Raw genomic sequence first — 23,722 nt, 5'->3', positions numbered from 1 at the left:
TACGGGGCTTCGCCGCCCTCACCTCGCCCAGCGACCGACACGGTTGCCGCCCGGCACGCCGCCCGCACCTCCGGCGAGGCCGAGTGGGCCCGGATCGTCAGCCGATCGGTTCGGGCATCGGAATCACGTCGTAGGCCAGCTGGATCGTGTCTCCGCTCGCCGGATCGCCCAGCTCCACGCGCCAGGTCTCGGCGAACTGGTCCACGTCCTCGGTCATCGGGATGGTCCCGGAGATGAGGACGGTGCCGGGCGTCAAGTCGCCCCGGGAGCGCAGCACTTCGGCCCAGTATCCCGGAGTGAGCAACTCGGCGAGGGTGCCGTTCTGGATCTCGGACTCCTTGCCGTCGTGGGTGACCCAGGCCCGCAGGGTGAGCTCGTCGAGGCGCGCCTCGACGTCGGCCAGCCGCCAGGCGCGGCGGGCGAGCACGTCGGGGCCCGCGTTCTTGCTCCAGGCGACCCCGTGCACTTCGAGATCCCGGTCGGTGTGGTCGCAGGCGGCGGTGAGCAGCAGCTCTCCGTCCGCGGCGACGATCAGAGCCCACTCTGCCTCGCCGGAGGTACGGGCGTGCTGGGCGGCGACCGTGTCGGTCTGCTGGGCGAGGTAGGGGGAGACGGGGTAGAGCGCCGGGGTCACGGACGGCGCGGGCACGCCGAGCTCGGCCAGCTCGGCGACGTGCGCGGCGACGTCCTGCTGGCTGCGCCCGGCGTAGCCGGCGTTGAGCACCTGCCGGACATCGACGTCACGGGTGGAACCGTCGGGCAGTTCGAAGGTCAGCACGGCCACGGGAACTCCTGAAGATGTCGGTTTCGAAGCGGTTAACTTCCGGCGCAGGGGTTGCGCATACGACCTGTATACAAGAAGTATGCCGAAAGGTCGACGTCCCCCGACGCAAGGACAGGCAGCATGCAGCACACCCAGCAGGCCACCAAGGCGCCACCGCCGGGCCGCTCCGGCATCCGCCGCGCCTTCTTCGCCAGCCTCACCGGCACCGCGCTGGAGTGGTACGACTTCGCGGTCTACTCGGCCGCCGCGGCCCTGGTCTTCGGTGACCTCTTCTTCCCCTCCGAGGATCCCCTCACCGGCACCCTCCTGGCGTTCTCCACCTACGCCGTCGGCTATCTCTCCCGACCCCTCGGCGGTTTCGTCTTCGGCCGGCTCGGCGATGTCATCGGCCGCAAGAAGGTCCTCATCGCCACGCTGATCCTCATCGGCGCCGCCACCTTCCTCATCGGCCTGCTGCCGGCGTACGGCAGCGTCGGCGTCGCGGCGCCCATCGCCCTGGTCGTACTCCGCTTCGCCCAGGGTGTCGGCGTGGGCGGCGAGTGGGGTGGCGCGGTCCTGCTGTCCAGTGAGTTCGGCGACCCGCGCCGCCGCGGTTTCTACGCCTCGGCCGCACAGGTCGGACCGCCCGCGGGCAACCTCCTGGCGAACGGCGTCCTGGCCGCCCTCGGCGCGCTTCTGACGGAGGATCAGTTCCTGTCCTGGGGCTGGCGGGTGGCGTTCCTGCTGTCCGGCGTCCTCGTCGGCTTCGGCCTGTGGATCCGGGCAAAGCTGGAGGAGACTCCGGTGTTCAAGGCGATGCAGGCCGAAGAGACCCGGCCCGAGGCGCCGATCCGCGAGGTGTTCACCACCCAGCCCCGCGCCCTGTGCGCGGCCATCCTGTGCCGGGTGGGCCCCGACGTGCTCTACGCGATGTTCACCGTCTTCGTCCTCACCTACGCCACCGGCGAACTGGGCATGGCGCGCGGCTCCGCGCTGGCCGCCGTACTCATCGGCTCCTCGCTCCAGATCTTCCTCATCCCGCTCGCCGGAGCGCTCTCCGACCGGGTCAACCGCCGACTGCTGTACGGCTGCGCAGCCGTGGCAGCGGGCGTGTGGCCGTTCGTGTTCTTCCTGATGGCCGACGGCGGCAGCTGGCCTCTTCTCGCGTTCGGTGTCGTCGTGGGCCTGGCCATCCACTCCCTCATGTACGGACCACAGGCGGCCTTCATCGCCGAGCAGTTCGCGCCGCGACTGCGCTACACGGGCTCCTCGCTGGCCTACACACTCGCCGGCCTCATCGGCGGCGCTGTCGCACCGCTGCTGTTCACCGCCCTGCTGAGCTCGTACGACAGCTGGGTCCCGCTGGCGCTGTACATCGCCGTCGCCGCGGCCGTCACCCTCGCCGGACTCTCGCTGGGCCGGGACCCGGACGGCGCCACGGACGAGGAGTTGGCACGCGTCGTGCACGCCCCCGAGTCCGCGGCCGAGGTTTCCTGATCCCGCGCCGATCCCCGCCCGCATCCGTCCCGACGCAGAAAGGCCGCCCGTGCGTATCGCCCTGAGCCAGTTCACCAGCGGACCCGAACCGGACAAGAACCTCGCACTCATCGAGGACGACACTCATCGCGCCGCGGCCGCCGGAGCGCGTGTCGTCGTGTTCCCCGAAGCGTCGATGGCCTGCTTCGGTACCCCCTTGGCGCCGGTCGCGCAGCCGCTCGACGGCCCCTGGGCGGATGCGGTGCGCGCCATCGCCGCCGCGGCCGGCACCGTCGTGGTGGCGGGCATGTTCACCCCGGCTCCGCACGGTCGGGTGGCCAACACCTTGCTGGCCACCGGCCCGGGCGTCGAGGCGGCGTACGACAAGATCCACCTGTACGACGCCTTCGGCTATGCCGAGTCGGAGACGGTCGCCGCGGGCTCGCGGATCGTCACGGTCGACATCGACGGCGTCCGCATGGGGCTGGCCACCTGCTACGACGTCCGCTTCCCCGAACTGTTCCGGGCGCACGCCGATGCGGGTGCCGTCTCGACGCTGCTGGCCGCGTCCTGGGGAGCCGGGCCGGGCAAGCGTGAGCAGTGGGAACTGCTGGTTCGCGCCCGCGCCCTGGACGCCACCCTCTGGGTCGCCGCTGTGGACCAGGCAGCCCCGGCAACCGGGGGAGTGATGCCGCACTCCGCGGCACCCACAGGCATCGGGCACAGCATGGTGGTCGGCCCCGACGGGACCGTACGTGCGGGCCTGGAGGCGGAGCCGGGGCTGCTGATCGCCGACCTGGATGTCGACGAGGTCGCGGCGGTGCGCAAGAAGACGTCGGTGCTGGCCAACCGCCGCCTGGGGCGGGACTCATGAGTAAACCGGAGCTGGAGTTCCACCTGCCTTCGGGGCCCTGGACAGCGCCGGCGGGCGCCGCCGAGGGGATCGAGGAGCGCGTCCTCGCCGAGGACCCGACCGGTGCGCACCGCACCACGCTCGTCCGGTGGGCGCCAGGCACCGACACGTCCGCCGACGGCGTGACCCGGCACGACTTCTGGGAAGAGGTCTGGCTCATCGAGGGCTCTCTGTACGACCTCACCCTCGACGAGACGTTCCCGCAGGGCTCGTACGCCTGCCGCCCACCGGGGATGCCCCATGGTCCCTGGACGGCTGCCGAAGGCGTCACCATGCTCGTCTTCACCTATCCGCAGGAGTGACGCCCACGGCTCCCGGGGCAACGGTCGAAGGCACCACCGAACTCGCCTTCACCTACCCGCAGGAAGGACTCGCCCGCCTCTGCCTAACCGGCGAGCAGTACCTTCAGTGTCGACCGCAGATGACTGTCGATCGCGACGCACGCGGCCGTCGCGTCACCGGCCGCGAGCGCGGTGAGGATGTCCTGGTGCTCATGAAGCACCGCCTCCTGGCGCCCGTGCTGGTTGTAGAGCGCCACCACCCCGGCCCGTACCTGACGGCTGCGCAGCCCGTCGTAGTGCCGTTCGAGCAGTGCGTTGCCCACGGCGGACACGAGGGTGGAGTGGAAGAGGTGGTCGACGGCGATGAACTCCTTGGCCTGGTCGGGACCGATCAACTCCCGCTGCCGCTGGAGGAGTTCGGTCAGCTCCCGCAGCGGGGCCCGCTCCGCGCCGATGACCTGCTGTGCCGCGTACCGTTCGACGATCCCACGCAGCTCCATCAGTTCGGAGATCTCCCGGCCCGACAGCGGGGCCACACGCGCACCCCGCTTGGGTACCAGCTGCACGAGATCCTCGGCGGCGAGCAGCAGCAGTGCCTCCCGGATGGGGGTTCGTGACACCCCGATCCGGTCGGCGATCTCCTGCTCCGACAGGAACTGCCCCTGCATCGCCGGATCCGTCAGCACCGTGTCCTTGAGGTATGCGTACGCCTTCTCCCGACCGGACGCCACCACTACCCCCAGAGATCGCATACACCTTGTATACGGAAGTTACCACGGGGTCGGTGTCGGAGCGGCGGCCTTGCGTACACCTGGCCCGAGGCCTGGCGCGTCCGGTGGGGTGCCCTAGGACCTGTCCGGCCGATCACGGCGGAGACGCGGGGTGTGGCACGCCCATCTGCGGCGTTGTCGTCGGTTGCCGACTCCCCCACTCTCGGCTGCGCTCGAGCGGGGGGACCCCCATCGCGTCGTCGCCCTCCTCCGCCTTGCAGCTGCACGCACCACACCCCGCTCACCGGGACCGATAGGGGCGCCGCTGCTTTCCTCCACCGTGATCGGCCGGACAGGTCCTAGGCGGGAAGCAGTGCCAGCACCGCCACGACGGCCCGGTGGTCCGTACCCGGCAGCGTGCGCTCGCCGACGGAGACCCCCGCCAGGCCCGAGCCGTGCAGGACGTGGTCCAGCTGGACCAGCGGCGGCACGACCGGAAGGCCGACCGGCCAGGTGCGGGGCCATCCGTGGCCGAGTTCGGCGTGGGTGTCGGTGAGGCCGGCCGCCAGCAGCCCCCGCATCGGGGCGTGGTCCAGGGAGGCGTTGAAGTCGCCGAGGAACACGGTGTCGGGGCCGCCGCGCCGGGCCAGGGAGGCCAGGGCGGTCATGTCCCGCGTCCAGCGGCCCGCGTCTCCCAGCGGGTAGTACGTGTGCACGGCCACGAACTTCACCGGACGTTCGGCGACGGTGATCTCGGCGGTGGTCTGGGGCCAGGCGGTGTCGGAGTCCGTCGTACCGCCGCGGGACAGCGGACGCCGGGAGTAGATCGAGGAGTCGTACTCCGGGTGGAGTTCGCGGTACGGCATCAGCGCGGCCAGCCCCGCCTTGTCCAGCGCGGCCACTCCGGCGGGCGGCAGTTGCTCCAGGGCCAGCACGTCGATCCGCTCGGTGCGCACCAGCTCCACCACCGCGCCCGGATCGGCGCCGCCGGCATCGGTGTTGAGGGTGGCGACACGCAACACCGCCGTGCCCGCCGGAACATGGCGGCTGTCGGGGACGAACCGCGGCACCAGCAGCCCCGCCTGGACAACCGTCAGAGCCGTGACGACCGCCACCGCCCACCAGGAGCGCAGAGCGGGAACGGTGACCATGAGGCCAAGCACCAGCGCGCCGAGCAGAGCCGAGTACGGGAAGAGCACCATGGGCACCGCGAAAGGCGTTCCCGCGTCAAGTCCCGTCAGCCGTACGAGAAGCAGACCGGCGGGAGCGGTGAGCACCAGCCCACAGCCCGGCAGCCCCCACGTCCGCACGCGGCCGCGGGGCGCCCGCCGCGGATCGTCGGCGCGCGGAGTGCCCGTCACCGTGCCTGTCATCCGCCTCCACCCTCGATTCGTGCCCCGCGGGATGACGACGATCACCGGCCTCCCGGGACGGAGACGACGGAACGGTGCGTACGGTTCCGGCGGCTGACGGCTGACGGCTGACGGCTGGCGGCTGATGGCTGTCGGCTCCGCCAACGAGCTTCTTTGGTTCTTCGCACCAAATGTCCGGCTTCCCGTTGTATTTTCAAAACTGGCAGTTTAGTTTTGTTATGCGGGGAGGGCACTCTGGGCCCGCTGGGTCCGGTCTCCCGGCGCACTGGAGGAACGATGTATTCGACGAAGCTCAGGACGAGCACGCTGGGCGCCACCGGCATGGAGATCACCCGAGTGGGTGTCGGGGCGTGGGCGATCGGCGGAGGCGACTGGGAGTTCGGCTGGGGTCCGCAGAAGGACGACGAGTCGGTAGCCGCGATCCACCGGGCACTGGAGCTCGGGGTGAACTGGATCGACACCGCGGCCGCCTACGGCTTCGGCCGGTCCGAGGAGGTCGTCGGCCGGGCGATAGCGGGCCTGACCGAGCGACCGTACGTGTTCACCAAGGCGTCACTGCTCGACGACGGCACCGGCCGCGTCCGCCACAGCCTCAAGCGGGACTCGGTCCTGCGGGAGGCCGAGGCGAGCCTGACACGGCTCGGCGTCGACGCGATCGACCTCTACCAGATCCACTGGCCGATCCCCGCGCAGGACATCGAGGAGGGCTGGTCGGCCCTGGCCGAACTGAAGGAACAGGGGCTCGTGCGCCATATCGGCGTGTCCAACTTCGACGTCGGGCAGCTGCGCCGCATCCAGGCGATCGCCCCTGTGGAGACCCTTCAGCCGCAGTACTCGCTGGTCGACCGTGAGGTCGAGGCCGAGATCCTGCCCTTTGCCGAACACGAGGGGATCGGCGTCATCGTCTACTCGCCGATGGGCTCCGGCCTGCTGACCGGCGCGATGACACGCGAGCGCATCGAGCAGCTTCCGGCGGACGACTGGCGTGCCCGCGACCCGCGGTTCGCCGAGCCGCAGCTGTCACGGCACCTGGCACTGGTCGCGCGGCTCCAGACCGTCGCCGACCGGCACGGCGTGACGCCGGGGGCCGTCGCGGTGGCGTGGACGCTGCACAACAGCGCGGTGGACGGCGCGATCACCGGGTTCCGCCGGCCCGCACAGGTGGACCCGGTCGTCGCCGCGGCGGACCTGGAACTCACCGAACAGGACATCCGCGAGATCGAAGCAACCGAAGGAAGGTGACGACCATGACCACCATCGGATTCGTCGGTCTGGGCGCCATGGGCAGCCGGATCGCCGGCCGCCTGCTGGACGGCAACCAGGTGTACGGCACCAACCGCACCCGGTCCAGGGCCAGTGAGCTGATGGACCGGGGCATGGCCTGGCGCGCGACGCCGCGCGAGGTCGCCGCCGAAGCCGAGGTGGTCTTCAGCATGGTCACCGACGACGCGGCCCTGCAGGCGGTCACCTCCGGTCCGGACGGGATTCTCGCCGGACTGGCACCCGGCAACGTCTACGTGGACATGAGCACGGTCAGCCCGCAGGCCAGCCGGGAGCTGGCACATCGTGTGCAGGCCCTGGGCGCCACCCTGCTCGACGCCCCGGTCTCCGGCAGCGTGACAGCAGCCGCCGACGGCACCCTCGCCATCATGGTCGGCGGCCCGGACGGCGCGTTCCACGCGGTCGAGCCGCTGCTGCGCCGGCTCGGCCACCCGGTCACGCACGTCGGCGTGAACGGACAGGGCCTGCTGCTCAAGCTCGCCATCAACATCAGCCTCGCCGCGCAGATCCTGGCCTTCAGCGAGGGCGTCCTGCTGGCCGAACGCGGCGGAATCGACCGGACACTGGCGGCGCAGGTGATGTCCACCAGCGCCATCGGATCGCCGACCGTGCAGGCGCGCGTCCCGCTCATCCTCGACCTGCCCGAACAGGGGTGGTTCGACGTGGAGCTCATGCACAAGGACATCGGGCTCGTCCTGGAAGCCGCCGACGACCTCGGCCTTCCGGTTCCCTCGGCCTCCGTCACCGACACCATGCTGACAAAGGCCGAACAGATGGGCTACGCGCACCGGGACATCGCCTCCCTCTACGAGGTTCTCGATCACACGGTGGCGGAACCCCACGGACATGGCGGTCCGAGCCTCGTCGATGTACCGGAACGACAACCAGCGGGAGCCGTGCGTGAAGCCTGATCAGCAGGAGCCGGTCCCACAGCGCGGCAGACCGCGCAGCGAGAAGGCCCGCGATGCCATTCTCGACGCGGCGGGGGAACTGCTCCTGGAGCGCGGTCTCTCCGCAGTGAGCATGGACACGGTCGCGGCTCGGGCGGGCGTCAGCAAGGCGACGATCTACCGCTGGTGGCCCACCAAGGAGACTCTCGCGGCGGACGCGCTGTACCACGAATGGGCCGAGATCCCGCCGGCCCGTGACACCGGATCGCTCCGTGGCGACCTACGCAGCCTCCTGCGCCCCTGGGTGGGACTCGCCGACCGGCGTCCGTACGGACGTGTCGTCGCGGCGCTGCTCACCCAGGTGCAGACGGATCGGCAGTTCGCCCAGGAGTACCACGCACGCTTCGTCGAACCCCGTCGGGACCAGGCCCGTGAGATCTTCCGGCGCGCGATCGAACGCGGCGAGATCTCCGCCGACACCAAGATCGAAGTCGTACTCGATCTGCTCTACGGCCCGGTCTACCACCGGCTCCTGCACGGTCACGCGCCGCTCAGTGACGGGTTCGTGTGCGATGTCATCGACGCCGTCCTCGACGGTGTCGCGCCGGGCCGGCGTCCGGCTGCCCCCGCCGGGTGATCCGGTCAGCCGGCCGCCCGCCCTGTCTCCGTCGAACAGTCCGATGGTCAGGAAGCCCGGTTTCCGCAACGGTTTCGAGGGCAGTGGCACAGGGCTCCTCCATCGTCCGACGCGCGTGTCACCGAACACCAGTGCTGGCCCCCGGTGTGGCAGGCGGGAACCGTGCGTCGACGGCCGGACGCCGATCGAGGGCCCGCCCGCCATCCCCACGCGGCGATGTTTCGGGAGGGGCGATATCGGCAACCCGCTCACTATGGTGCAAATCGGCTACACGATGATGACCGAGCAGGCAGGCCCCCGTGCCCTTGTGAACGACCTGGTGGCCGCGGAGCGGGCGGGCTTCGACTTCTCCGTCACCTCCGACCACTACTTCCCCTGGCTCGAGTCCCAGGGCCACGCGCCCTACGCGTGGAGTGTGCTCGGCGCAGCGGCCCAGGCCACCGAGCGGATCCCGCTGATGACCTACGTGACCTGTCCGACCGTCCGATATCACCCGGCCGTGATCGCGCAGAAGGCCGCGACCGTGCAGCACCTCTCCCAGGGGCGATTCCGGCTCGGGCTCGGATCCGGAGAGAACCTCAACGAACATGTGGTGGGTGCGGGCTGGCCCTCTGCGCGGATTCGGGTCGAGATGCTCGAAGAGGCGGTGGAGATCATCAGGGCACTCTTCGCCGGAGGCAACGTCAACCACCAGGGCCCCCACTTCGACGTGGCGAACGCCAGGCTTTGGGACCTGCCGGACGAGCTGCCGCCCATCGGTGTGGCCGTCTCCGGTGAACTCTCCTGCTCGCTCGCCGGCCGACTCGCGGACCTCGTCATCGCCACCGAGCCCAAGCCCGAACTGCTCGACTCCTTCGACCGCCACGGCGGCCACGGCAAGCCTCGTGTGGGCCAGCTCCCGGTCTGCTACGACACCGACCGGGACACGGCGATCGCTCGCGCGCACGACCAGTTCCGCTGGTCCGTCGGGGGCTGGCCGGTGAACTCCGAACTCCCGGGTCCTTCGGGGTTCGCCCGAGCGACCGAGCACGTCACTCCGCAGGACGTGGCGGGAACGATCCCGTGCGGCGACGATGTCGACGTCTTCATCGACGCGGTACGCCCTTACGCGGAAGCCGGTTTCACCGAGATCGCCCTCGTCCAAGTGGGCGGCGACCAGCAACTTCCCTTCATTGCCTGGGCCGAGAAGGAGCTCCTGCCCGCACTGCGCGAACTGTGACCGCCGACGACACGGAGAGACCGGACACCATGAGCGACAACGACACATCGTCAGCCAATCCCTCCGGCGAACCGACCGCCGCCGAGGCTTCGTCCCCCGATCTGGTGCAGGTGGTGCTGGGCGCTTGTTCGGCTGCCGACGCGGACACCGTGTTCCGCGCGCTGGGCTCCCGCCTCGCCTCCGATCGCGGCGACGACACGCCGGCGCAGCGCACCGACACCCACCCCGACACGTGGACCAGCGCCTTTGTCGTGCCGCCCGGCGCTGCCCCGCTGTCCGGAACGATCCTGGCGGGCTCCGTCACGGCGGACCTCCAGGGCGGTCCCGTGGCCGTCGGCCGGCTACGCGAGATTCTCGCTTCCGGCTTCGCCGTCGAGGCGACGGGATCGGCCTCCGGCGACCAGGAGGTGGATCTCCAGCTCCGGCTCACGGCCGCCGGCAACACGGCATGACAACGAGGGACCCCTGGGGAGACGCCCGCTCGAAAGGCGTGAGGCGCGGGGTGGGCCGGGGGCAGTCGAGGTAGTCGGCGACGAGGGCGGCGAATTCGTCGGGCTCGGCCAGCCGGATACCGAGGCTCTCGGCGGGGTGGTCGGCCTCCCACGCCGCGATGCCACGCACCAGCCGGTCGTAGGCGTCGTCGTCCAGCACCGAGGTGCCGCCCGCGTAGTAGCCGGCCGCCGCCTTCATCGCGTCCTCGACCGCCTGCGCGTAGGAGGCGGCATCCACGATCACTGCAACTGGTGATGTCATGCCCGTCAACCTGCCCGCCACCACTGACAATGCCGTGGCACGCGGGCGGGGCCCTTCCCACCTCAGGTGAGTTCGAGAAGTCCCCTGCGTACGGCTTCCGAGACGGCGGCCGGTCTGTTGGAGACCTTGAGTTTGCGGTAGATGCGGACGAGGTGGGTCTTGACCGTGGCCTCGCTGAGGAACAGCGCCTCGGCGATGGCCCGGTTGCTGCGGCCCTCCGCCATCAGGCGGACGACCTCGATCTCGCGCCGACTCAACTCATGGGCTGGGCCGACCACTTGGCCGACGAGTTCACCGACGACCTCGGGAGCCAGTCCCACTGAGCCGGTGGCCGCGGTGCGGACCGCTCGGAACAGCTCCTCGGGCGGCCCGGCCTTGGGCACATAACCTCGGGCGCCCGCCTCCAAGGCGCGGACGATATCGGCTCGGCCCGCGTAGCTGGTGAGCATCACCGCAGCCACCTTCGGCGCCTCGACCGTGAGCCGTCGGATGGCCTCGACACCGTCCATCCCACTCCCCGAGCCCCCGAACCGGAGATCCATCAGCACCACGTCCGGCATCAGGCGCGCGGTCAGCCGGACGGCTTCCTCACCGCTGCCCGCCTCGGCGATCACATCGAGGTCCGGTTCGCCGTCCAGGAGGGCGCGCAGCCCGGCACGTACGACGGCGTGATCGTCGGCGATGAGCACGCGCAGCGGTTCGGCGGTCATCCGGCGGTCACCGGAGGCAGGGGCGCAACCATCGGGAGGCGGGGCCGGGCGGCCACGGTGGCTCGGATCGTGGTCCCCCCGCCGGGCGCGCTGCTGACGTGGAGGTCGCCGCCGTACTCACGCAGGCGTGCCCGGGCGGCGGGGAGTCCGAATCCGCGGCCCGTCCGGGAGCCGGTCAGGAGGATCGTGGCCGGTTCGAAGCCGATTCCGTCGTCGGACACTTCGAGATCCACCTGGTCCGGCTGTCGGCGCAGCGTGATGAGCACGTTCACCGCTTGGGAGTGTTCGCGTACGTTCGCGAGCGAACTCTGTGCGACCCGGAACAGGGCCACGGCCGCGTGCTCCTCAAGCACCGGCTGGTGATCTCCCACCGACCGGAACCGGACATGCGCCGCGGTCCCGCCCGCGTCGGAGCGGGCGCACAGCAGACGCAGCGCACCCTCCAGGCCGGTCTCGGCGACATCGGCGGGGGTGAGGTCCCGGAGAATCCGCCGGGTTTCGGCGAGGTTGGTGTCGAGGCCGTCGGCCACGGCACGGACGCGGGTCCGTGCCACGTCGGGCCGCTTCTCCCAGTCACGCTCGGCGGCCTGCAGCAGCATCAGGCTGCCGGCCAGGTCCTGGGCCAGCGTGTCGTGCAGATCGCGTGCGATACGGGTCCGCTCGGCCAGCACACCTGCCTGGCGTTGCTGCCTCGCCAGGATGTCGCGGGTGTCGCGCAGTTCCTCGATCAGACGCTGACGGGCCGTGGCATCCCGCTGCTGGGCGCGGTAGAGGGCGACGGTTCCCCAGACGGCCGCCGCCGGGATCAGCACGAGTTCCGTACCGGAAGGACCGTGGGAACGGACCAGTGCCAGGACGAGTACGACGGTGATCACGGCCACCGCCGCCAGCGCGGAGCGGCCGCCGAGCACACGCAGTGCCGCACAGGCCAGCGGGACGGCACACCACACGTAGTCAGGTGTCAGCGACACCGGAGCGGCCCAGATGAGGAGGGTCCACAACACGAGCAGCAGGGGGATCCAGGTACCCCGGCCGAGCGGACCGAGCCGGTCCAGCAACTTCAGCCCGCCCGCGTACACCAGTGCCAGCAGCAGGCTGACGGTCGCTATGCGCCAGCACAGTGGGGAGTTGAGCCGGGCGAGCCGTACGAGGGAGGCCCCGACCACGAGGAAGAACGCGAAGTGAGACAGGTGTGCCAGGGTGGGCCGACCGCCACGGACGGTCGGCGGAACGCGCTCGGGCACGGCAGATTCCCTCCGGCGGGCCAATCGATTCGGCCAGGCCAGTGAGTCTATCGGCGGGTTGTATGACTCACGTGAAGGGTGGGGCTGTTGCTCCGTCCGTCCGTGCACAGACGGACCAACAGCCCCAACGGCCCCTAGGCGCCCGGGTGCAGGCCCAGCCAGCCAGGTGTGGCCTCGCCCGTCACTTCGCCGAAGTACAGGGCGAAGGTCTGCTTCAGGCGCTCGACCTCCGCGCGGTCGGCCATGAACTGGGGGAAGTCGAGGTACACGTCCGGGTACTCCCAGAGGCGCTTCATGCCCGCCGGAGGTGTCACGTCGGTGCGTACCGACCAGCCGTTGGCGGTCGTCTGCTGCCGGGCGGTCGAGAGCTGCCAGTTGAGATAGAGCTTGGCGGCAGTCGGGTTCTTGGCCTGCTTGAGGATCGCGGCCCGCTGGCCCCACGCGATGAAGGGGTGGCCGTCGGGGACGATCAGCTTCGTCGGAGAGGTGGCGGACTGCAGGGGCGAGCCGCCAACGCCGACGGCGATCGTCCGCTGCCCGGCGACGACCGCGTCCGTCGCCAGGCCGCCACGCAGGTACACGTTGTCCTGGGCGGCGTACGCGGTCACCCACTCCCAGCCGTACTTCTCCACGTACTTCGTGAAGAGGTAGAGGGTCGCGTCGTCGTCGTGCGGGTACCGTGACGCGATTCTGCCCTTCCACTTCGGGTCGATCAGGTCGAGCGGGGTCTTCGGGGCGTCCGCCCCGGCCGCGGCGATGTCGTAGATGAAGCTGAAGGCGTTCGCCTGGACGGCCACGCACGAGCCGTTCTGCGCCTTGAAACCGTCGTAGACCTTGGAGAAGCCCGCCGGCTTGTAATGCAGCAGGCGGCCCTCCGCGTCCCAGCGCGTGAAGTCCTGCAGCGTCTGCAGCTGTACGACGTCGGGGACGAGGGTGTCGGTCGCGAACTGGTTGTCGACGCGGACGTCGTGGAACTTGCTGTAGTCGACGATCAGCGTCAGCTCGACACCGGGGAAGCGGGTACGGAAGGCCTGCCTGGTGGCTTCCTGTTGCGCCTGGAAGTCCCCACCGGCGTAGATGACGAGCTTGCCGTCCTCCGCCAGTGCGGCTTCGTAGAGTTCGTCGAGCGTCCTGGTCTCCTCGGTGACGGTGGAAGCCGGGGACACGGCGGGAGAGGCCGCGGCGGCGGGGGTCGCGGTGGCGCCGAGCGCTCCGAGGCCGAGGGCGGTACCGGTGGCGAGTACACGTCGCCTGCTGATGAAGCTGGACACGCTGGAGCACCTCTCTGCGGGGGTGGGTTCGTACGGGCCACGGCGCCATGGTCAGGAGTGATTCTGGTGCCGCCGAGAGGCGTTGCGCGTCGCCCGTGCGGAGCGGCCGGCGGGCGGAAGATGGAAGCCGCGTTCAACCCAACGGTTGAACGACGGTGGTGTCGACGGCAATGACGGCAATGACGGCAATGACGGTGATGTCGACGGCAACGACGGTGGTGTTGACGGCGGGGAAAGTGAGCGGAGAGCGCCCCCGGCTCCTGGGGCGCTCTCCGTGACGCTGCCGCCGCGACGTCTGTGCGGCTTCTGCTGGTGCCGGTGGGTCACACGGCGGTGAGCCCCGGTTCGCCGGCCGTCACGGCCCAGGACGCGGTGGTGCTGACCGGCGACTGGCGGACCGCGATGCTGTCGACGGTCCGGGCGTCGGTGGTCCACTGCTGTCGGCCGACGTTGAGACGCAGGTATCCGCGGCGCGAGCCGTCGAAGTAGCGGACGTGCGGATTCAGGAGCGGGTTGTAGGCCTTGAGCGGCGCGTCGAAGGCGATGGGGAAGTCGGAGCTGATGCTGGTCGCGGTGAACTCGACCGCGACCGGGTCGCTGTCCAGGTCGTCGCGGTCGATCCGCAGATCACTGAACCACGACGAGTGGATGTCCCCGGCGAGCACGACCGGATTGGCCACCTGGGCATCTCGCAGGAAGCGCAGGAAGTCGGCGCGGGCCGGATCGTACCCGTCCCACTGGTCGAGGTTGGCGATGGGCGGCAACGGATGTGCCGGATCGAGGAAGTTGGGGAATCTGATCTGGCTCATCATCACCTGCTGGGCGACGACGTTCCAGCGCGCCGGGGAGCGCCGCAGTCCCTGCCGCAGCCACTTCTCCTGCGCCGCTGCGGTGAGGGTCCCGTCGGTGTTGCCCAGGCCGGCCGCGACGCTGCCGAAGTCCGAGGCGAAGCCGGCGGGCTGGTCGGTGCGGTACTGGCGGGTGTCGAGGACGTTCAGGCGGAGCAGGTCGCCGAAGTCGAAGCGGCGGTAGAGCCGGTAGTCCGAGGAGCCGTTGACGAATCTGCGCCGCAGCGGCATGTGCTCGTAGTAGGCCTGATAGGCGGCGGAGCGCTGGCGGGCGAAGGCGGCGGGGTCCTGATGGCGCGCGCCGGTGTCATCGGTCTCGTCGACGAGGCCGGCGTAGTTGTTCTCCACCTCGTGGTCGTCCCAGGTGACGATCCAGGGGAAGGCGGCATGAGCCGCCTGCAGCGCGGGATCGGTCTTGTACTGGGCGTGCCGGTCACGGTAGTCGGCGAGCGTGAGCAGCTGGTCGAGGCCGGAGGTCTGCGGGGTGGTGTGCAGCCGGTCCGCGTAGGCGCTGCTCGGGTCGTACTCGTAGATGTAGTCGCCGACATGCAGGACCACGTCGAGGTCCTCCTCGGCCAGTGCGGTGTACGCGGGCCAGTAACCGTTCTGCCAGTCCTGGCAGTTGACCAGACCGATCCGCAGCCCGCCGGGGCGCGAGTGGGGTGCGGGGGCGGTACGGGTCCGGGCGGCCGGCCCGATCTGCCGTCCCGTACGGAACCGGAACCAGTAGTCGCGGCCCGGCGCCAGACCGCGTACTTCCGCGTGGACGCTGTGCGCGTGCTTGGCTTCGGCGGTCTCGGTGCCGCGCCGGACGACCCGGCGGAACCGTTCGTCGGTGGCGATCTCCCACTCCACGCGCACCGGGCGGGTCCCCATGGACGCGGCGTCGTAGGGGTCGGCGACCAGCCGGGTCCACAGGACGACCCCGTCCGGCAGCGGGTCACCGCTGGCCACACCGAGCTTGAAGGGATCCTGGTGTACCGGTTCCGCGTGGGCCGTACGAATGTTCAGCGCCTGTGCGCCCGCCACGACGGCGGAACCGACCAGCAGGCCGCGCCGGCTCAGGGCGGTCGGCCGGGGCCGGGGTCTGGCGGGGGACGAGGAAGGTTCGTTCGTGGGTGACACCACAGGCCTCCGTATGCCGATGCATGGGCTGAGCCAAGGACCGGGGTGAGCCAAGCACATTGTGATTGACCAGCCAAGAACAAGTGCGGACTTACGAGGGGAAGTTGGGGTATCCACCACCGCTGGCCGGATCCCCGTGGGGGTGAGCACGCCGCACACGGCAGACCGAACCAAACCGCTCAAGAAGTAGGCCGCTGCGTCCCGTTGCACGGCGGGCACCGACAGGTAGGACTTTTTCAGCTCAAGGCGATGAACGACATGAAGCACCCCGGGTTTGTGTGGAGTGGCTACATTGCTTTTCGATCCTGCGAGATCGAAGATCATCGACACCCCTTACAGGAGGAGACGCGATGGCAACGGCGCCCCCGCAGGATCCGGACCGGACGGCGAGCCGGGACAACTGGCTGGCGCGCATGGCATTGCGTTTCACCGCCTTCACGGAGAAGTGGCTGCCCGATGCGCTGGGCTTTGTGCTGGTGGGCACCTTCGCCGTCTTCGCACTCGGTCTCGCGACCGGCGAGAAGCTGCTCGGCGCACCCTCCGATCCGGCGGCGACGACCGGCTACGGCCTTGTCGACGCATGGGGTCAGGGATTCTGGTCGCTGATCACCTTCACCCTGCAGATGGCGATGATCATTATCGCCGGGTACGCCGTGGCGGTGTCGCCACCGGTCGGCCGGCTGATCGCCAGGGTCGCGCGAGTGCCGCGTACACCTCGTGGCGCCATCGCGTTCACCGCGGCCGTCGCGATGGTGAGCTCCTATCTGAACTGGGCGTTCAGTCTCATCTTCACCGCGATCCTCGCCAAGGAGATCGCGCGCCGGGTCGCGGGCGTGGACTACCGGGCGCTCGGCGCGATGGCCTTCCTCGGCCTGGGCACCGTATGGGCTCAGGGTCTGTCGGGGTCGGCGGCGCTCCAGGTGGCCAGCGCCGCTTCCAGTCCGCCCGCTGTCCAGGAGGTCATCGCGGAAGGGCGTGGCAGTGGTCTCATCCCCCTGACAGAGACCATTTTCCTGTGGCAGGGCATCGTGGCCACGGCGATCATCTTCGTCATCGCCGTCGGAACGGCCTGGCTCCTGTCGCCCTCGCCCGAGCGTGCGAAGACCGCCGAGCAACTGGGCATCGAACTGGGCCCCAGCGTCGGCGAGGAGCGCACTCTGCTGCGCCGCAGCCGGCCCGGAGAGTGGATCGAGTACAGCCCCGTCTTCGCGATCCTGCTGTTCGCGCTCGGCGCGTGGTACCTGGCCCGGCACTTCGCGAACGCGGAGGGCAGCGCTCTCAACGCCCTCGACCTCAACACGATCAACCTCATTCTCATCCTGCTCGCGCTCATCCTGCACTGGCGGCCCGTACGCCTCGCGCAGGCCTTCAAGGACGGGACGCCGGCAGCCTCTGGCGTCCTGCTGCAGTTCCCGCTGTACGGCGGCATCTTCGGGATGATCGCGTTCACCGGGCTCAGCAAGACCATCGCCGGCTGGCTGGTGTCGGTGTCGAACCAGTTCTTCTATCCGGCGTTCATCGCCATCTACAGCGCCATTCTGGGTGTTTTCGTCCCCAGCGGCGGCAGCAAGTGGGTCATCGAGGCGCCTTATGTGCTCGACGCGGCCAACCAACTCCATGTGAACCAGGGCTGGGTGGTCGTCGTCTACGACCTCGGTGAGGCCAGTGCCAATCTGCTCCAGCCCTTCTGGATGCTGCCCACGCTCACCATCCTGGGGCTCAAGGCACGCGACATCATGGGCTACACCTTCGCCATGTTCCTGGTCTGCTTCCCTGTCGTACTGATCCTCGTCACCCTCTTCGCCCGCACTCTCTCGTTCCCCTGAAAGACCAAGGGTCCCGTTCGCGAGCCTGGTCCGGGCTGGGAACGCTGACGCCTCTCCACTCGCTTCGCTTCTCCGTCTCCTGGAGAGGCCGAAGGCGCGCGCAGGTTCGTCGCTCGTCCTCGCGCCAGGGGCTCATCACCCGTTCCCGGGCCGCGGGCTGCCCGGTGACGGGGGAACTCCGGACGTGCTCCTGCCGTTCTCCTCCCAGAGGCAGCCACTCTCCACGCAGCGTGGCGCGACACGATCCGGCTACCGATTCCGAGTGCCATGGCCCGTACCTGTACCCGTACCCGAGGGCTTCCCGCCGCTCTCACCGGCGGCGTCATCCTCGTACTCATGGGCTGCTCGACCGGCGGCGCAGGCGAGGATTCCGCGGCAACCACCAAGACGGTGTCGTCGGCCACCGCCGCGATGCCCTCGTCGGCCACCCCTCCGTCCACGACGGCAGCCGGGCCGATCCCCACCGCGACCTCCGCGGAGCCATCCCCTCGCGAGACCCGTACCCAGGCCCGCACCGCCTGGCTCTCCATACCGGCGCTCGCCCTCGCGGACCTGCGCGTCGTGCCCTACGAGGGGACCACCGACGACTGGCCGGGCACCCGGATCCAGAACCGCGGCCTCGCCGCCAGCCCCTACGGCGCCCGTGGCGGCGTCGGTCCGGGCGAGGTCGGCAACTATCTCGTCACGGCTCACCGGTTGTCCGCCGGCGGCCCCCTGCGGGAGCTCCCGGCTCTCGGTGAGGGGGACTCGGTCATCGTCACGGCGGGCGGCACGGTCTACGAGTACGAGATCACCGACAGCAGAATCACGTCCTTCCGCTCCGCCCGCTCCCTCGCCGAACAGCGGGCGGCGGTCCCGGGGCACCCGGGTAAAAGCCCTGTCCAAGCCATGATCACTATCTCCACCTGTGCGACACCCGAGGACAACGCCGCAGGAAACCACTGGCGCGACGACAGAGGAAACCCCGAACACCGCATCGACAAGATCGGCGTCCTGACGTCGGCTCAGAGCCAGTAGCCCTGCGCACGCGTCGACCTCCCGAGTCCGGGAACCCGGGGTAGATGAGGCGAAGAGAACGACACGACCGGGCAAGCGTGCGAGACGAGACAGACGTGAGCACACTCACCGGCCTGGAACGAGCGCTGGAGCGCTTCGGACAGAGGTTGGTCGGGCAGATCCGGGACAAGGAGCCGGTCGAGCTTGTCGATGCCCTGCGCCGGGAGTGCGACGACCACGCCATCGTGTGCAGCGAGAGCCGTGTGGTCGTGCCCAACGCCTATGACGTCGAGCTGGCCGAATTCGCCCACGAGGAACTTGAGCGCAACGGTGACGACCGCATCGACGAGGTACTCACCGACACCCTGGCCCGCCATGGCGAACGCAAGGGCTACGAATGGGCCGGTCCGCTCGCCGTGCATGTCACGAAGTCCCGCGATGTCCCCAACGGCCGGTACCGCGTGGCGAGTCGAGTGATGCCGCACGTGCGGGCCGACGCGTTCCTGCCGCCGTCGGCCCGAGCACAGGTGCGGCCCTGACGGGAGGGTGACGGTGGCGGGAGGGTGACAGTGGCGCAGGGGGCTGCCGGAGTGAGATCCCTGCGCCTCGCGTCCCCCTGCTCGACCGGGCAGCCGGCGCCGTCCGATGCCGGTCTATTCGCCGCGGTGTTGCCAGTACCAGACGGCACAGATCACAGCAGCTACCAGAAAGGTGACCGGCAGGATCAGGCCGGGAATGCGGGCGACCGTCACACCGCCGCCTCGACGGGAGTCGAGACGCGTGGAGACGTGGTCTCGGCCATGGTGGTCTCTCTCTTCGCGATGCCGGAACGGGGGCAGCTGGCCGTGCAGGACCGGCTGAATGCCGGGAGCGGATGTCGTGCGGGCACGCTCGGCTTGAGCGGGTGGCCCGACCTATCGGATCAAGTCAGATAGTGGCCTCACCTCGGCCTGCTGACCAGCCCTCGCGCAATCGGAGTTCTGTGCCAGGGGTGGGGACACTCGCTCCGCGGTCAGCGCCAGCCCGTGCCTGGATAGCGCGGGTACGGGTTGCAGCTCCCGTGGCACGTCCGCCGGAACACCGGTGAGCCCGCGGAGGCCGGGAAGACCGGGTGCGACGTGTCGGGCCGCCGCCGCCCGACACGTCGGCTTGCTGCTTCTCCCGACAGCCCACCCGTGCCGGCCGCTTGGCCGGCACGGGCCGCAGGCAGGGGTGCGCTGGAGGTGGCGGGGTGGTCGGGTCAACTTCCGGTCAGGCGGCGGGTCGTGGCCGCTCCCGAGCGGTCGACGACAGCCCTGACAACCGCGAAGGTGGCGCCCTGCAGGGCCGCGGCGAGCAGAACCTGCCGCCAGGGGCGGTCCGCTTCCGTGGTGTCGTTCGCCTTCTGCTCGCGGCCGAACAGCTTCGAGGTCTGATGGAACGCGGCGCCGGCCAGCGTGCTGCCGACCGCGCCGAGCACCAGGCCGACCGGCTTGTAGACAAGCTTGGAAGCTTTCACCGGTGTCCCTTGAACGCGGGGCGCGCCTTGACAGAACGGCGTGCCTTGACGGAGCGGCGTGCGAGCAGCAGGACGACGGCGGTGCCCGTGGCGGCCAGCAGCGCTGTGCGGTTGTCCCGTGCCACCTCTGCCGTCCGGTCGGCCTTCTCGCGGACCGGCTGCGGGGCCTTGTCGTGCGCGAGGTGCCCGGCCTCGGTGACCTTCTCCCGGATCTGCACGGCAGCACGGCCGGCCTTGTCGCGTACGGGCTCAGGGGTCTTGTCCTTCACCAACTGCGCGGCGTGGGCGGCGGTGGCGCGCACCTGAGCCGAAACCTGAGCGGCTTTCTGGCCCGCCTGCTCCTTGGCCTCGGCGGCAGATTCCTTGGCACGGCCCTTGACATCGGTCTTGGCGGCCAGCGCTTCGACGGTCTGCCCCAATTCCTCGCGGGTGTGCTCGACCTGCTCGCGCAGCTCTTCGGGGGTGGGCGCGTGGGCGCTGTCCTCGGGCTTGTGCTGGGTCATCGGTGAGCCTTCTCCCTGATCTCGGCGGCGTCAGCCTTGACGCTGGTTATGGTCTGCTCGGGCACGGCCGGGGTGGCCTTGCTGATCTGCCGCTTTGCGGCCACGGCGAGAACCAAGGCGATCGCGGCCAGTGCACCGGTGACGATCAGAGCCGAGGCCCACACAGGCAGCGTGAGCGCCAGGGCGGCGATCACGGTGGCGGCCAGGGCCTGCAGAGCCAGAACTCCGACCAGTCCGGCGCCGCCGAACAGCCCGCCGCCGAGCCCGAATTGCCTGCCCTTCCGTGTCATCTCTGCCTGAGCCAGCCGCATTTCGTCGCGCACCAGCTGCGACAACTGCTGCGAGGCGCGCTGGACCAGCTCGCCCACCGGCTGTTCGGCGTTGCTCCGGTTGCTTTGGGGGTTGACCGTGGCCATGGCAGTTCACCCTCTCTCTCCGCCGTGTTGATCGTTGTGTTGGTGCCGGGTACCCGGTGAAACGATCCGAACCCTCGCCCACAGGTGCCGGGCGGGGAGGACGGACGCGGTCACTGCTGCTCTCGGAGACGCCGCTTGTCCCGCTCGTCCCACTTCCGCGTGTCGCGCGCCTCGACGTAGGGCTCGGCCTCAGCGGGGAGGCCGCCGACGATGGCGCGCTCGCGGGCCAACTCGGCGTCGAATTCGAGGCCCAGGAGGATCGCCAGATTGGAGATCCACAGCCAGAGCAGGAAGACGACGATTCCTGCGAAGGTGCCGTAGGTCTTGTTGTAAGAGGCGAAGGTCGCCACGTAGACCGCGAACCCGCCGGAGGCGATCATCCAGATCACCAGCGCGAGGAAGCTGCCCGGGGTGATCCAACGGAAGCCGCGGACCCGGGCGTTCGGTGTCGCCCAGTAGAGGATCGCGATCATGATGGTGGCCAGTATCAGCAGCACCGGCCACTTGGCGATGGACCACACGTCCAAGGCGGTGTCGCCGATCCCGAACGCGGCGCCGGCCTGCCGGGCCAGACCGCCGGTGAAGACGACGATCAGCGCGCTGGCGACCGCCAGGACCATCAGCACAACGGTGAGACCCACGCGGACCGGCAGCACCTTCCAGACCGGCCGTCCCTCAGGAATGTCGTAGACGACGTTCGAGGCGCGGATGAATGCGGCCACGTAGCCGGAGGCCGACCACACCGCCAGCGCCAGACCCACGATCGCCATCACCGAGCCGGTGTCCGCGTTGCCCTGCAACTGCTGCACCGCGCTCGTGAGCACATCACGGGCTGAGCCCGGGGTCAGCTGCGTGACGTTGTCGAGAATGCTGTCCGTCACCGACTTGCCGGCCAGTCCCAGCAGTGAGACCAGTACCAGCAGTGCGGGAAACAGCGACAGCACTCCGTAGTAGGTCAGCGCCGCGGCGCGGTCGGTCAGCTCGTCGTCCTTGAACTCGCCGAATGTCCGCTTCAACACCGCCCACCATGATTTTTTCGGCATCTCCGAAGGAGTGTCCGGAGCATCCCTCTCCACGTCCGAGGTCGGACCGAAGCCCTCGTTGGGCACGCGGTCGTCCGACGAGGGCTGCTCGGGGCCGCCGCTCTCGGCACGTGCCGCAGGTTCCTCGCGCGTGTGGCGCGGGGGCTCACCGCCGTGCTGATCCGAGGTGTGCCGGTGTCCGAAACCCAGAAGGCGTGTCATGCACGACGAGTGACCCTGTTTTCGCGTCCCACACCGCCCCGGCCTTGTTTTGCGGGAGATGGCGACGGCCGGTTGACTCGTCACCCGCTGCGCACACTCCGGCACCGACAGTTCGGAGCGGGTCTGGCGCAGGCGGTGTGGTCGGCCTTCGGTGAGGACGGATGTGCTGGGCGCGCGCGGGGGGACAGCTGAGCGCCGGCACCGGAAACGGTGCCGGCGCTCAGCCACCGAGCCGCGATTCCGTCAGCGTCTGCGGGCCCGGCTTGCCCAGCCACTGCCGATCCCCGCCACGTGCAGCGCCAGCAAGGTCAGGCCGAGGAGCATGACATTCCCGGACGAGAACGTGTCGTTCGTGTCGATCTCGGCAGCATTGATCAAAAAGGCGATGAAGAACAGCACGGCCGCAGCTATACCAAGCATGGAGCAGCTCCCCTATTTCGTCATGACGTCGTGTGCGCTACGTGTTCCCCCGAATCCCGCCGTCAGACCCACGACTCCGCGAGCAACACACTTCCCGCGATACCGAGGGCGTCACCTCCTGTGACCCATGGGTCGGCCACCGGTCATGACACAAGGCGGGGGCCGGACGGCCTGACCGGTGAGGGGCCGGTGGGGCCGGGCTGCGGGCGAGGGTCGGTTTCGAGTCGTTGTCCTCGAATCAGCGGTGCCCGTGATTCTCCCCGTTCTACGCTCACCCGCATGCTGCCCAGCCGGATGTTGCGAATGATCATGGTCATTGCTGTGGCCCTCGCCGTCGCCCTCACCGGGGTGGTGGAGGGTGGCGCGACTGTGGCGCGGGCCGAGGGGAGCCGGCTGTCTCCCGAGCGGCAGTTGCTGTTCTACAACCACGCCTACGGAGTGCTCGACCGGGAGACCGCCGATGCCATCGAACACTCCGAGTACCTGAGGGAGTTCGCCAACTTCCAGGTGCGCACCACGACCGGTGCCGGCGGGCAGACCTGGACCGGTCGCTACCTGATGGGCCGCGAGACGTACCTCGAACTCTTCGGGGTCGGCGACCTTCCCGGTCAGGACGGTGCCTTCGGCTCCACCGGGATGGGCATCTCGACCGAGCGGGCCGGCGACCTCGTCACGGTGACGGAACGCCTGCGGGACCAGGAGATCACCCCGGTCGAGTTCCGCCAGACGCGTGACTTCGGTGACGGCGTCCCGGTGCCGTGGTTCGACGCCCTCTTCACGACCGACCAGTACGACGCCTTCGGCGCCTGGGCGATGGAGTACCTGCCGGAGTACTTCGCCGACCCGCGCAGCAACACCGAGCCGGCCGGCTACCCCGGTGACGTGGGCCGGGAGCGGTACCTGTCCGACGACTACACCAGCCATCTGATGCGTGACGTGGCCTCCATCCGGCTCGCGATCACCGAACGGGACATCGCCAACACGGTGCCGTTGTTGCGGGCCGGCGGGTTCGTCGTCAAGCCCGTGTCGGGCGGTGGCATCGTCGCGCAGGGCGGTGGGACCATGATCCGACTCGACGCCGTTGCGCGCGACCAGGTCGGCCTGCGGCAGATCGGCCTGTCCCTCAACCGCTCCATGGAGTACCGGCACCAGGAACAGATCGGCCGGTCGACGCTCGCCGTCGGCCCGGGCAACCGTGCCGTCTGGACTTTCGACGACACGGAGTGAGCCAGACGGCCCGGAGATCCGGGAGCGCCGCACCGTGCTTGCCGGTGCCGGTGCCGGTGCCGGTGCCGGGCTGCCCAGGTGAACGGCGCGGGCGTGTC

General features: G+C 69.7%; 25 protein-coding genes. 12 read left to right on the top strand and 13 right to left on the bottom strand.

The genetic code is table 11. The features are described 5' to 3' along the window. Positions 1-97 precede the first annotated feature (97 nt). Positions 98-784, bottom strand: a complete 687-nt coding sequence (locus tag ACFYPC_RS27055; protein ID WP_388681126.1) for a DUF2848 domain-containing protein — start codon at positions 782-784, stop codon at positions 98-100. A 120-nt stretch (positions 785-904) separates the two neighbouring features. Here ACFYPC_RS27055 and ACFYPC_RS27050 point away from each other — a divergent pair, with 120 nt between their 5' ends. The 3 genes from ACFYPC_RS27050 to ACFYPC_RS27040 are packed head-to-tail and all read left to right on the top strand — an operon-like array spanning position 905 to position 3,454. Then, positions 905-2,260, top strand: a complete 1,356-nt coding sequence (locus ACFYPC_RS27050; protein ID WP_388681123.1) for an MFS transporter — start codon at positions 905-907, stop codon at positions 2,258-2,260. 49 nt (positions 2,261-2,309) lie between these two features. Continuing rightward, complete coding sequence (locus ACFYPC_RS27045) at positions 2,310-3,113, top strand: nitrilase-related carbon-nitrogen hydrolase (protein WP_388681121.1); 804 nt, start codon at positions 2,310-2,312, stop codon at positions 3,111-3,113. Next, a complete protein-coding gene (locus ACFYPC_RS27040) occupies positions 3,110-3,454 on the top strand; it encodes a cupin domain-containing protein (RefSeq protein WP_388681118.1) in 345 nt (114 codons plus the stop codon). The genes ACFYPC_RS27045 and ACFYPC_RS27040 overlap by 4 nt, the downstream gene beginning before the upstream one ends. Before the next feature lie 83 nt (positions 3,455-3,537). Here ACFYPC_RS27040 and ACFYPC_RS27035 read toward each other — a convergent pair whose 3' ends face one another. Next, positions 3,538-4,185, bottom strand: coding sequence for a GntR family transcriptional regulator (locus tag ACFYPC_RS27035; protein ID WP_388681116.1), 648 nt, complete (start codon positions 4,183-4,185; stop codon positions 3,538-3,540). A 317-nt stretch (positions 4,186-4,502) separates the two neighbouring features. Then, on the bottom strand, positions 4,503-5,516 hold the full coding sequence (locus ACFYPC_RS27030) for an endonuclease/exonuclease/phosphatase family protein (protein WP_388681113.1): 1,014 nt from the start codon (positions 5,514-5,516) through the stop codon (positions 4,503-4,505). Between the two features lie 276 nt (positions 5,517-5,792). On the opposite strand from ACFYPC_RS27030, the gene ACFYPC_RS27025 reads away from it, so the two are divergent. The 5 genes from ACFYPC_RS27025 (at position 5,793) to ACFYPC_RS27005 (ending at position 9,995) form a co-directional block, all read left to right on the top strand. Beyond that, entirely contained in the window at positions 5,793-6,758 is a 966-nt protein-coding gene (locus ACFYPC_RS27025) for an aldo/keto reductase (RefSeq protein WP_388681110.1), read from the top strand. Between the two features lie 5 nt (positions 6,759-6,763). After that, positions 6,764-7,708: an NAD(P)-dependent oxidoreductase gene (locus ACFYPC_RS27020; RefSeq protein WP_388681107.1), complete on the top strand. Its 945-nt coding sequence runs from the start codon at positions 6,764-6,766 to the stop codon at positions 7,706-7,708. Next, on the top strand, positions 7,698-8,324 hold the full coding sequence (locus ACFYPC_RS27015; protein WP_388681104.1) for a TetR/AcrR family transcriptional regulator: 627 nt from the start codon (positions 7,698-7,700) through the stop codon (positions 8,322-8,324). The genes ACFYPC_RS27020 and ACFYPC_RS27015 overlap by 11 nt, the downstream gene beginning before the upstream one ends. A gap of 253 nt (positions 8,325-8,577) precedes the next feature. Next, on the top strand, positions 8,578-9,543 hold the full coding sequence (locus ACFYPC_RS27010) for an LLM class F420-dependent oxidoreductase (protein ID WP_388681102.1): 966 nt from the start codon (positions 8,578-8,580) through the stop codon (positions 9,541-9,543). Between the two features lie 29 nt (positions 9,544-9,572). Then, positions 9,573-9,995 carry a hypothetical protein gene (locus ACFYPC_RS27005; RefSeq protein ID WP_388681100.1) on the top strand — a complete coding sequence of 141 codons (423 nt, stop codon included), beginning with the start codon at positions 9,573-9,575 and terminating at the stop codon, positions 9,993-9,995. Here the strand turns inward: ACFYPC_RS27005 and ACFYPC_RS27000 are convergent. The 5 genes from ACFYPC_RS27000 to ACFYPC_RS26980 all read right to left on the bottom strand — a co-directional run bounded on the left by ACFYPC_RS27000 (position 9,970) and on the right by ACFYPC_RS26980 (position 15,494). Beyond that, positions 9,970-10,296 carry a hypothetical protein gene (locus tag ACFYPC_RS27000; RefSeq protein ID WP_388681098.1) on the bottom strand — a complete coding sequence of 109 codons (327 nt, stop codon included), beginning with the start codon at positions 10,294-10,296 and terminating at the stop codon, positions 9,970-9,972. The genes ACFYPC_RS27005 and ACFYPC_RS27000 overlap by 26 nt on opposite strands. A 62-nt stretch (positions 10,297-10,358) precedes the next feature. After that, positions 10,359-11,006: a response regulator gene (locus ACFYPC_RS26995; protein ID WP_388681095.1), complete on the bottom strand. Its 648-nt coding sequence runs from the start codon at positions 11,004-11,006 to the stop codon at positions 10,359-10,361. Further along, complete coding sequence (locus ACFYPC_RS26990; RefSeq protein ID WP_388681092.1) at positions 11,003-12,250, bottom strand: sensor histidine kinase; 1,248 nt, start codon at positions 12,248-12,250, stop codon at positions 11,003-11,005. The genes ACFYPC_RS26995 and ACFYPC_RS26990 overlap by 4 nt, the downstream gene beginning before the upstream one ends. 134 nt (positions 12,251-12,384) lie before the next feature. After that, complete coding sequence (locus ACFYPC_RS26985) at positions 12,385-13,521, bottom strand: ABC transporter substrate-binding protein (RefSeq protein WP_388681089.1); 1,137 nt, start codon at positions 13,519-13,521, stop codon at positions 12,385-12,387. A gap of 323 nt (positions 13,522-13,844) precedes the next feature. Next, positions 13,845-15,494, bottom strand: a complete 1,650-nt coding sequence (locus ACFYPC_RS26980; RefSeq protein WP_388681087.1) for an alkaline phosphatase D family protein — start codon at positions 15,492-15,494, stop codon at positions 13,845-13,847. A 350-nt stretch (positions 15,495-15,844) separates the two neighbouring features. Between ACFYPC_RS26980 and ACFYPC_RS26975 the strand changes: the two genes are divergently transcribed. The 3 genes from ACFYPC_RS26975 to ACFYPC_RS26965 all read left to right on the top strand — a co-directional run bounded on the left by ACFYPC_RS26975 (position 15,845) and on the right by ACFYPC_RS26965 (position 18,855). Then, the gene (locus tag ACFYPC_RS26975) at positions 15,845-17,320 is read left to right on the top strand and encodes a short-chain fatty acid transporter (RefSeq protein WP_388681084.1); all 1,476 of its coding nucleotides are present in this window, start codon (positions 15,845-15,847) and stop codon (positions 17,318-17,320) included. Between the two features lie 267 nt (positions 17,321-17,587). After that, entirely contained in the window at positions 17,588-18,337 is a 750-nt protein-coding gene (locus tag ACFYPC_RS26970) for a class E sortase (RefSeq protein WP_388681081.1), read from the top strand. 95 nt (positions 18,338-18,432) lie between these two features. Beyond that, a complete protein-coding gene (locus ACFYPC_RS26965; RefSeq protein ID WP_388681079.1) occupies positions 18,433-18,855 on the top strand; it encodes a DUF3662 domain-containing protein in 423 nt (140 codons plus the stop codon). Positions 18,856-19,556: 701 nt separating this feature from the next. On the opposite strand, the gene ACFYPC_RS26960 is transcribed toward ACFYPC_RS26965, so the two are convergent. The 5 genes from ACFYPC_RS26960 to ACFYPC_RS26940 form a co-directional block, all read right to left on the bottom strand. After that, complete coding sequence (locus ACFYPC_RS26960; protein WP_388681076.1) at positions 19,557-19,814, bottom strand: DUF4235 domain-containing protein; 258 nt, start codon at positions 19,812-19,814, stop codon at positions 19,557-19,559. Then, a complete protein-coding gene (locus tag ACFYPC_RS26955) occupies positions 19,811-20,317 on the bottom strand; it encodes a DUF3618 domain-containing protein (RefSeq protein WP_388681073.1) in 507 nt (168 codons plus the stop codon). The genes ACFYPC_RS26960 and ACFYPC_RS26955 overlap by 4 nt, the downstream gene beginning before the upstream one ends. After that, positions 20,314-20,733: a phage holin family protein gene (locus ACFYPC_RS26950; protein ID WP_388681070.1), complete on the bottom strand. Its 420-nt coding sequence runs from the start codon at positions 20,731-20,733 to the stop codon at positions 20,314-20,316. The genes ACFYPC_RS26955 and ACFYPC_RS26950 overlap by 4 nt, the downstream gene beginning before the upstream one ends. 110 nt (positions 20,734-20,843) lie before the next feature. Further along, the gene (locus ACFYPC_RS26945) at positions 20,844-21,977 is read right to left on the bottom strand and encodes a YihY/virulence factor BrkB family protein (protein ID WP_388681067.1); all 1,134 of its coding nucleotides are present in this window, start codon (positions 21,975-21,977) and stop codon (positions 20,844-20,846) included. A 243-nt stretch (positions 21,978-22,220) separates the two neighbouring features. Beyond that, on the bottom strand, positions 22,221-22,397 hold the full coding sequence (locus ACFYPC_RS26940) for a hypothetical protein (protein ID WP_384384592.1): 177 nt from the start codon (positions 22,395-22,397) through the stop codon (positions 22,221-22,223). A gap of 279 nt (positions 22,398-22,676) precedes the next feature. Here ACFYPC_RS26940 and ACFYPC_RS26935 point away from each other — a divergent pair, with 279 nt between their 5' ends. Further along, positions 22,677-23,624, top strand: coding sequence for a DUF5829 family protein (locus tag ACFYPC_RS26935; RefSeq protein WP_388681064.1), 948 nt, complete (start codon positions 22,677-22,679; stop codon positions 23,622-23,624). Positions 23,625-23,722 lie beyond the last annotated feature (98 nt).

The sequence above is a fragment of the Streptomyces sp. NPDC005808 genome, from assembly GCF_042871385.1.
Classification (GTDB): Bacteria; Actinomycetota; Actinomycetes; order Streptomycetales; family Streptomycetaceae; genus Streptomyces.
Note: the sequence above shows the minus strand (reverse complement) of the source record. Positions and strands in the feature narration are given on the sequence as shown.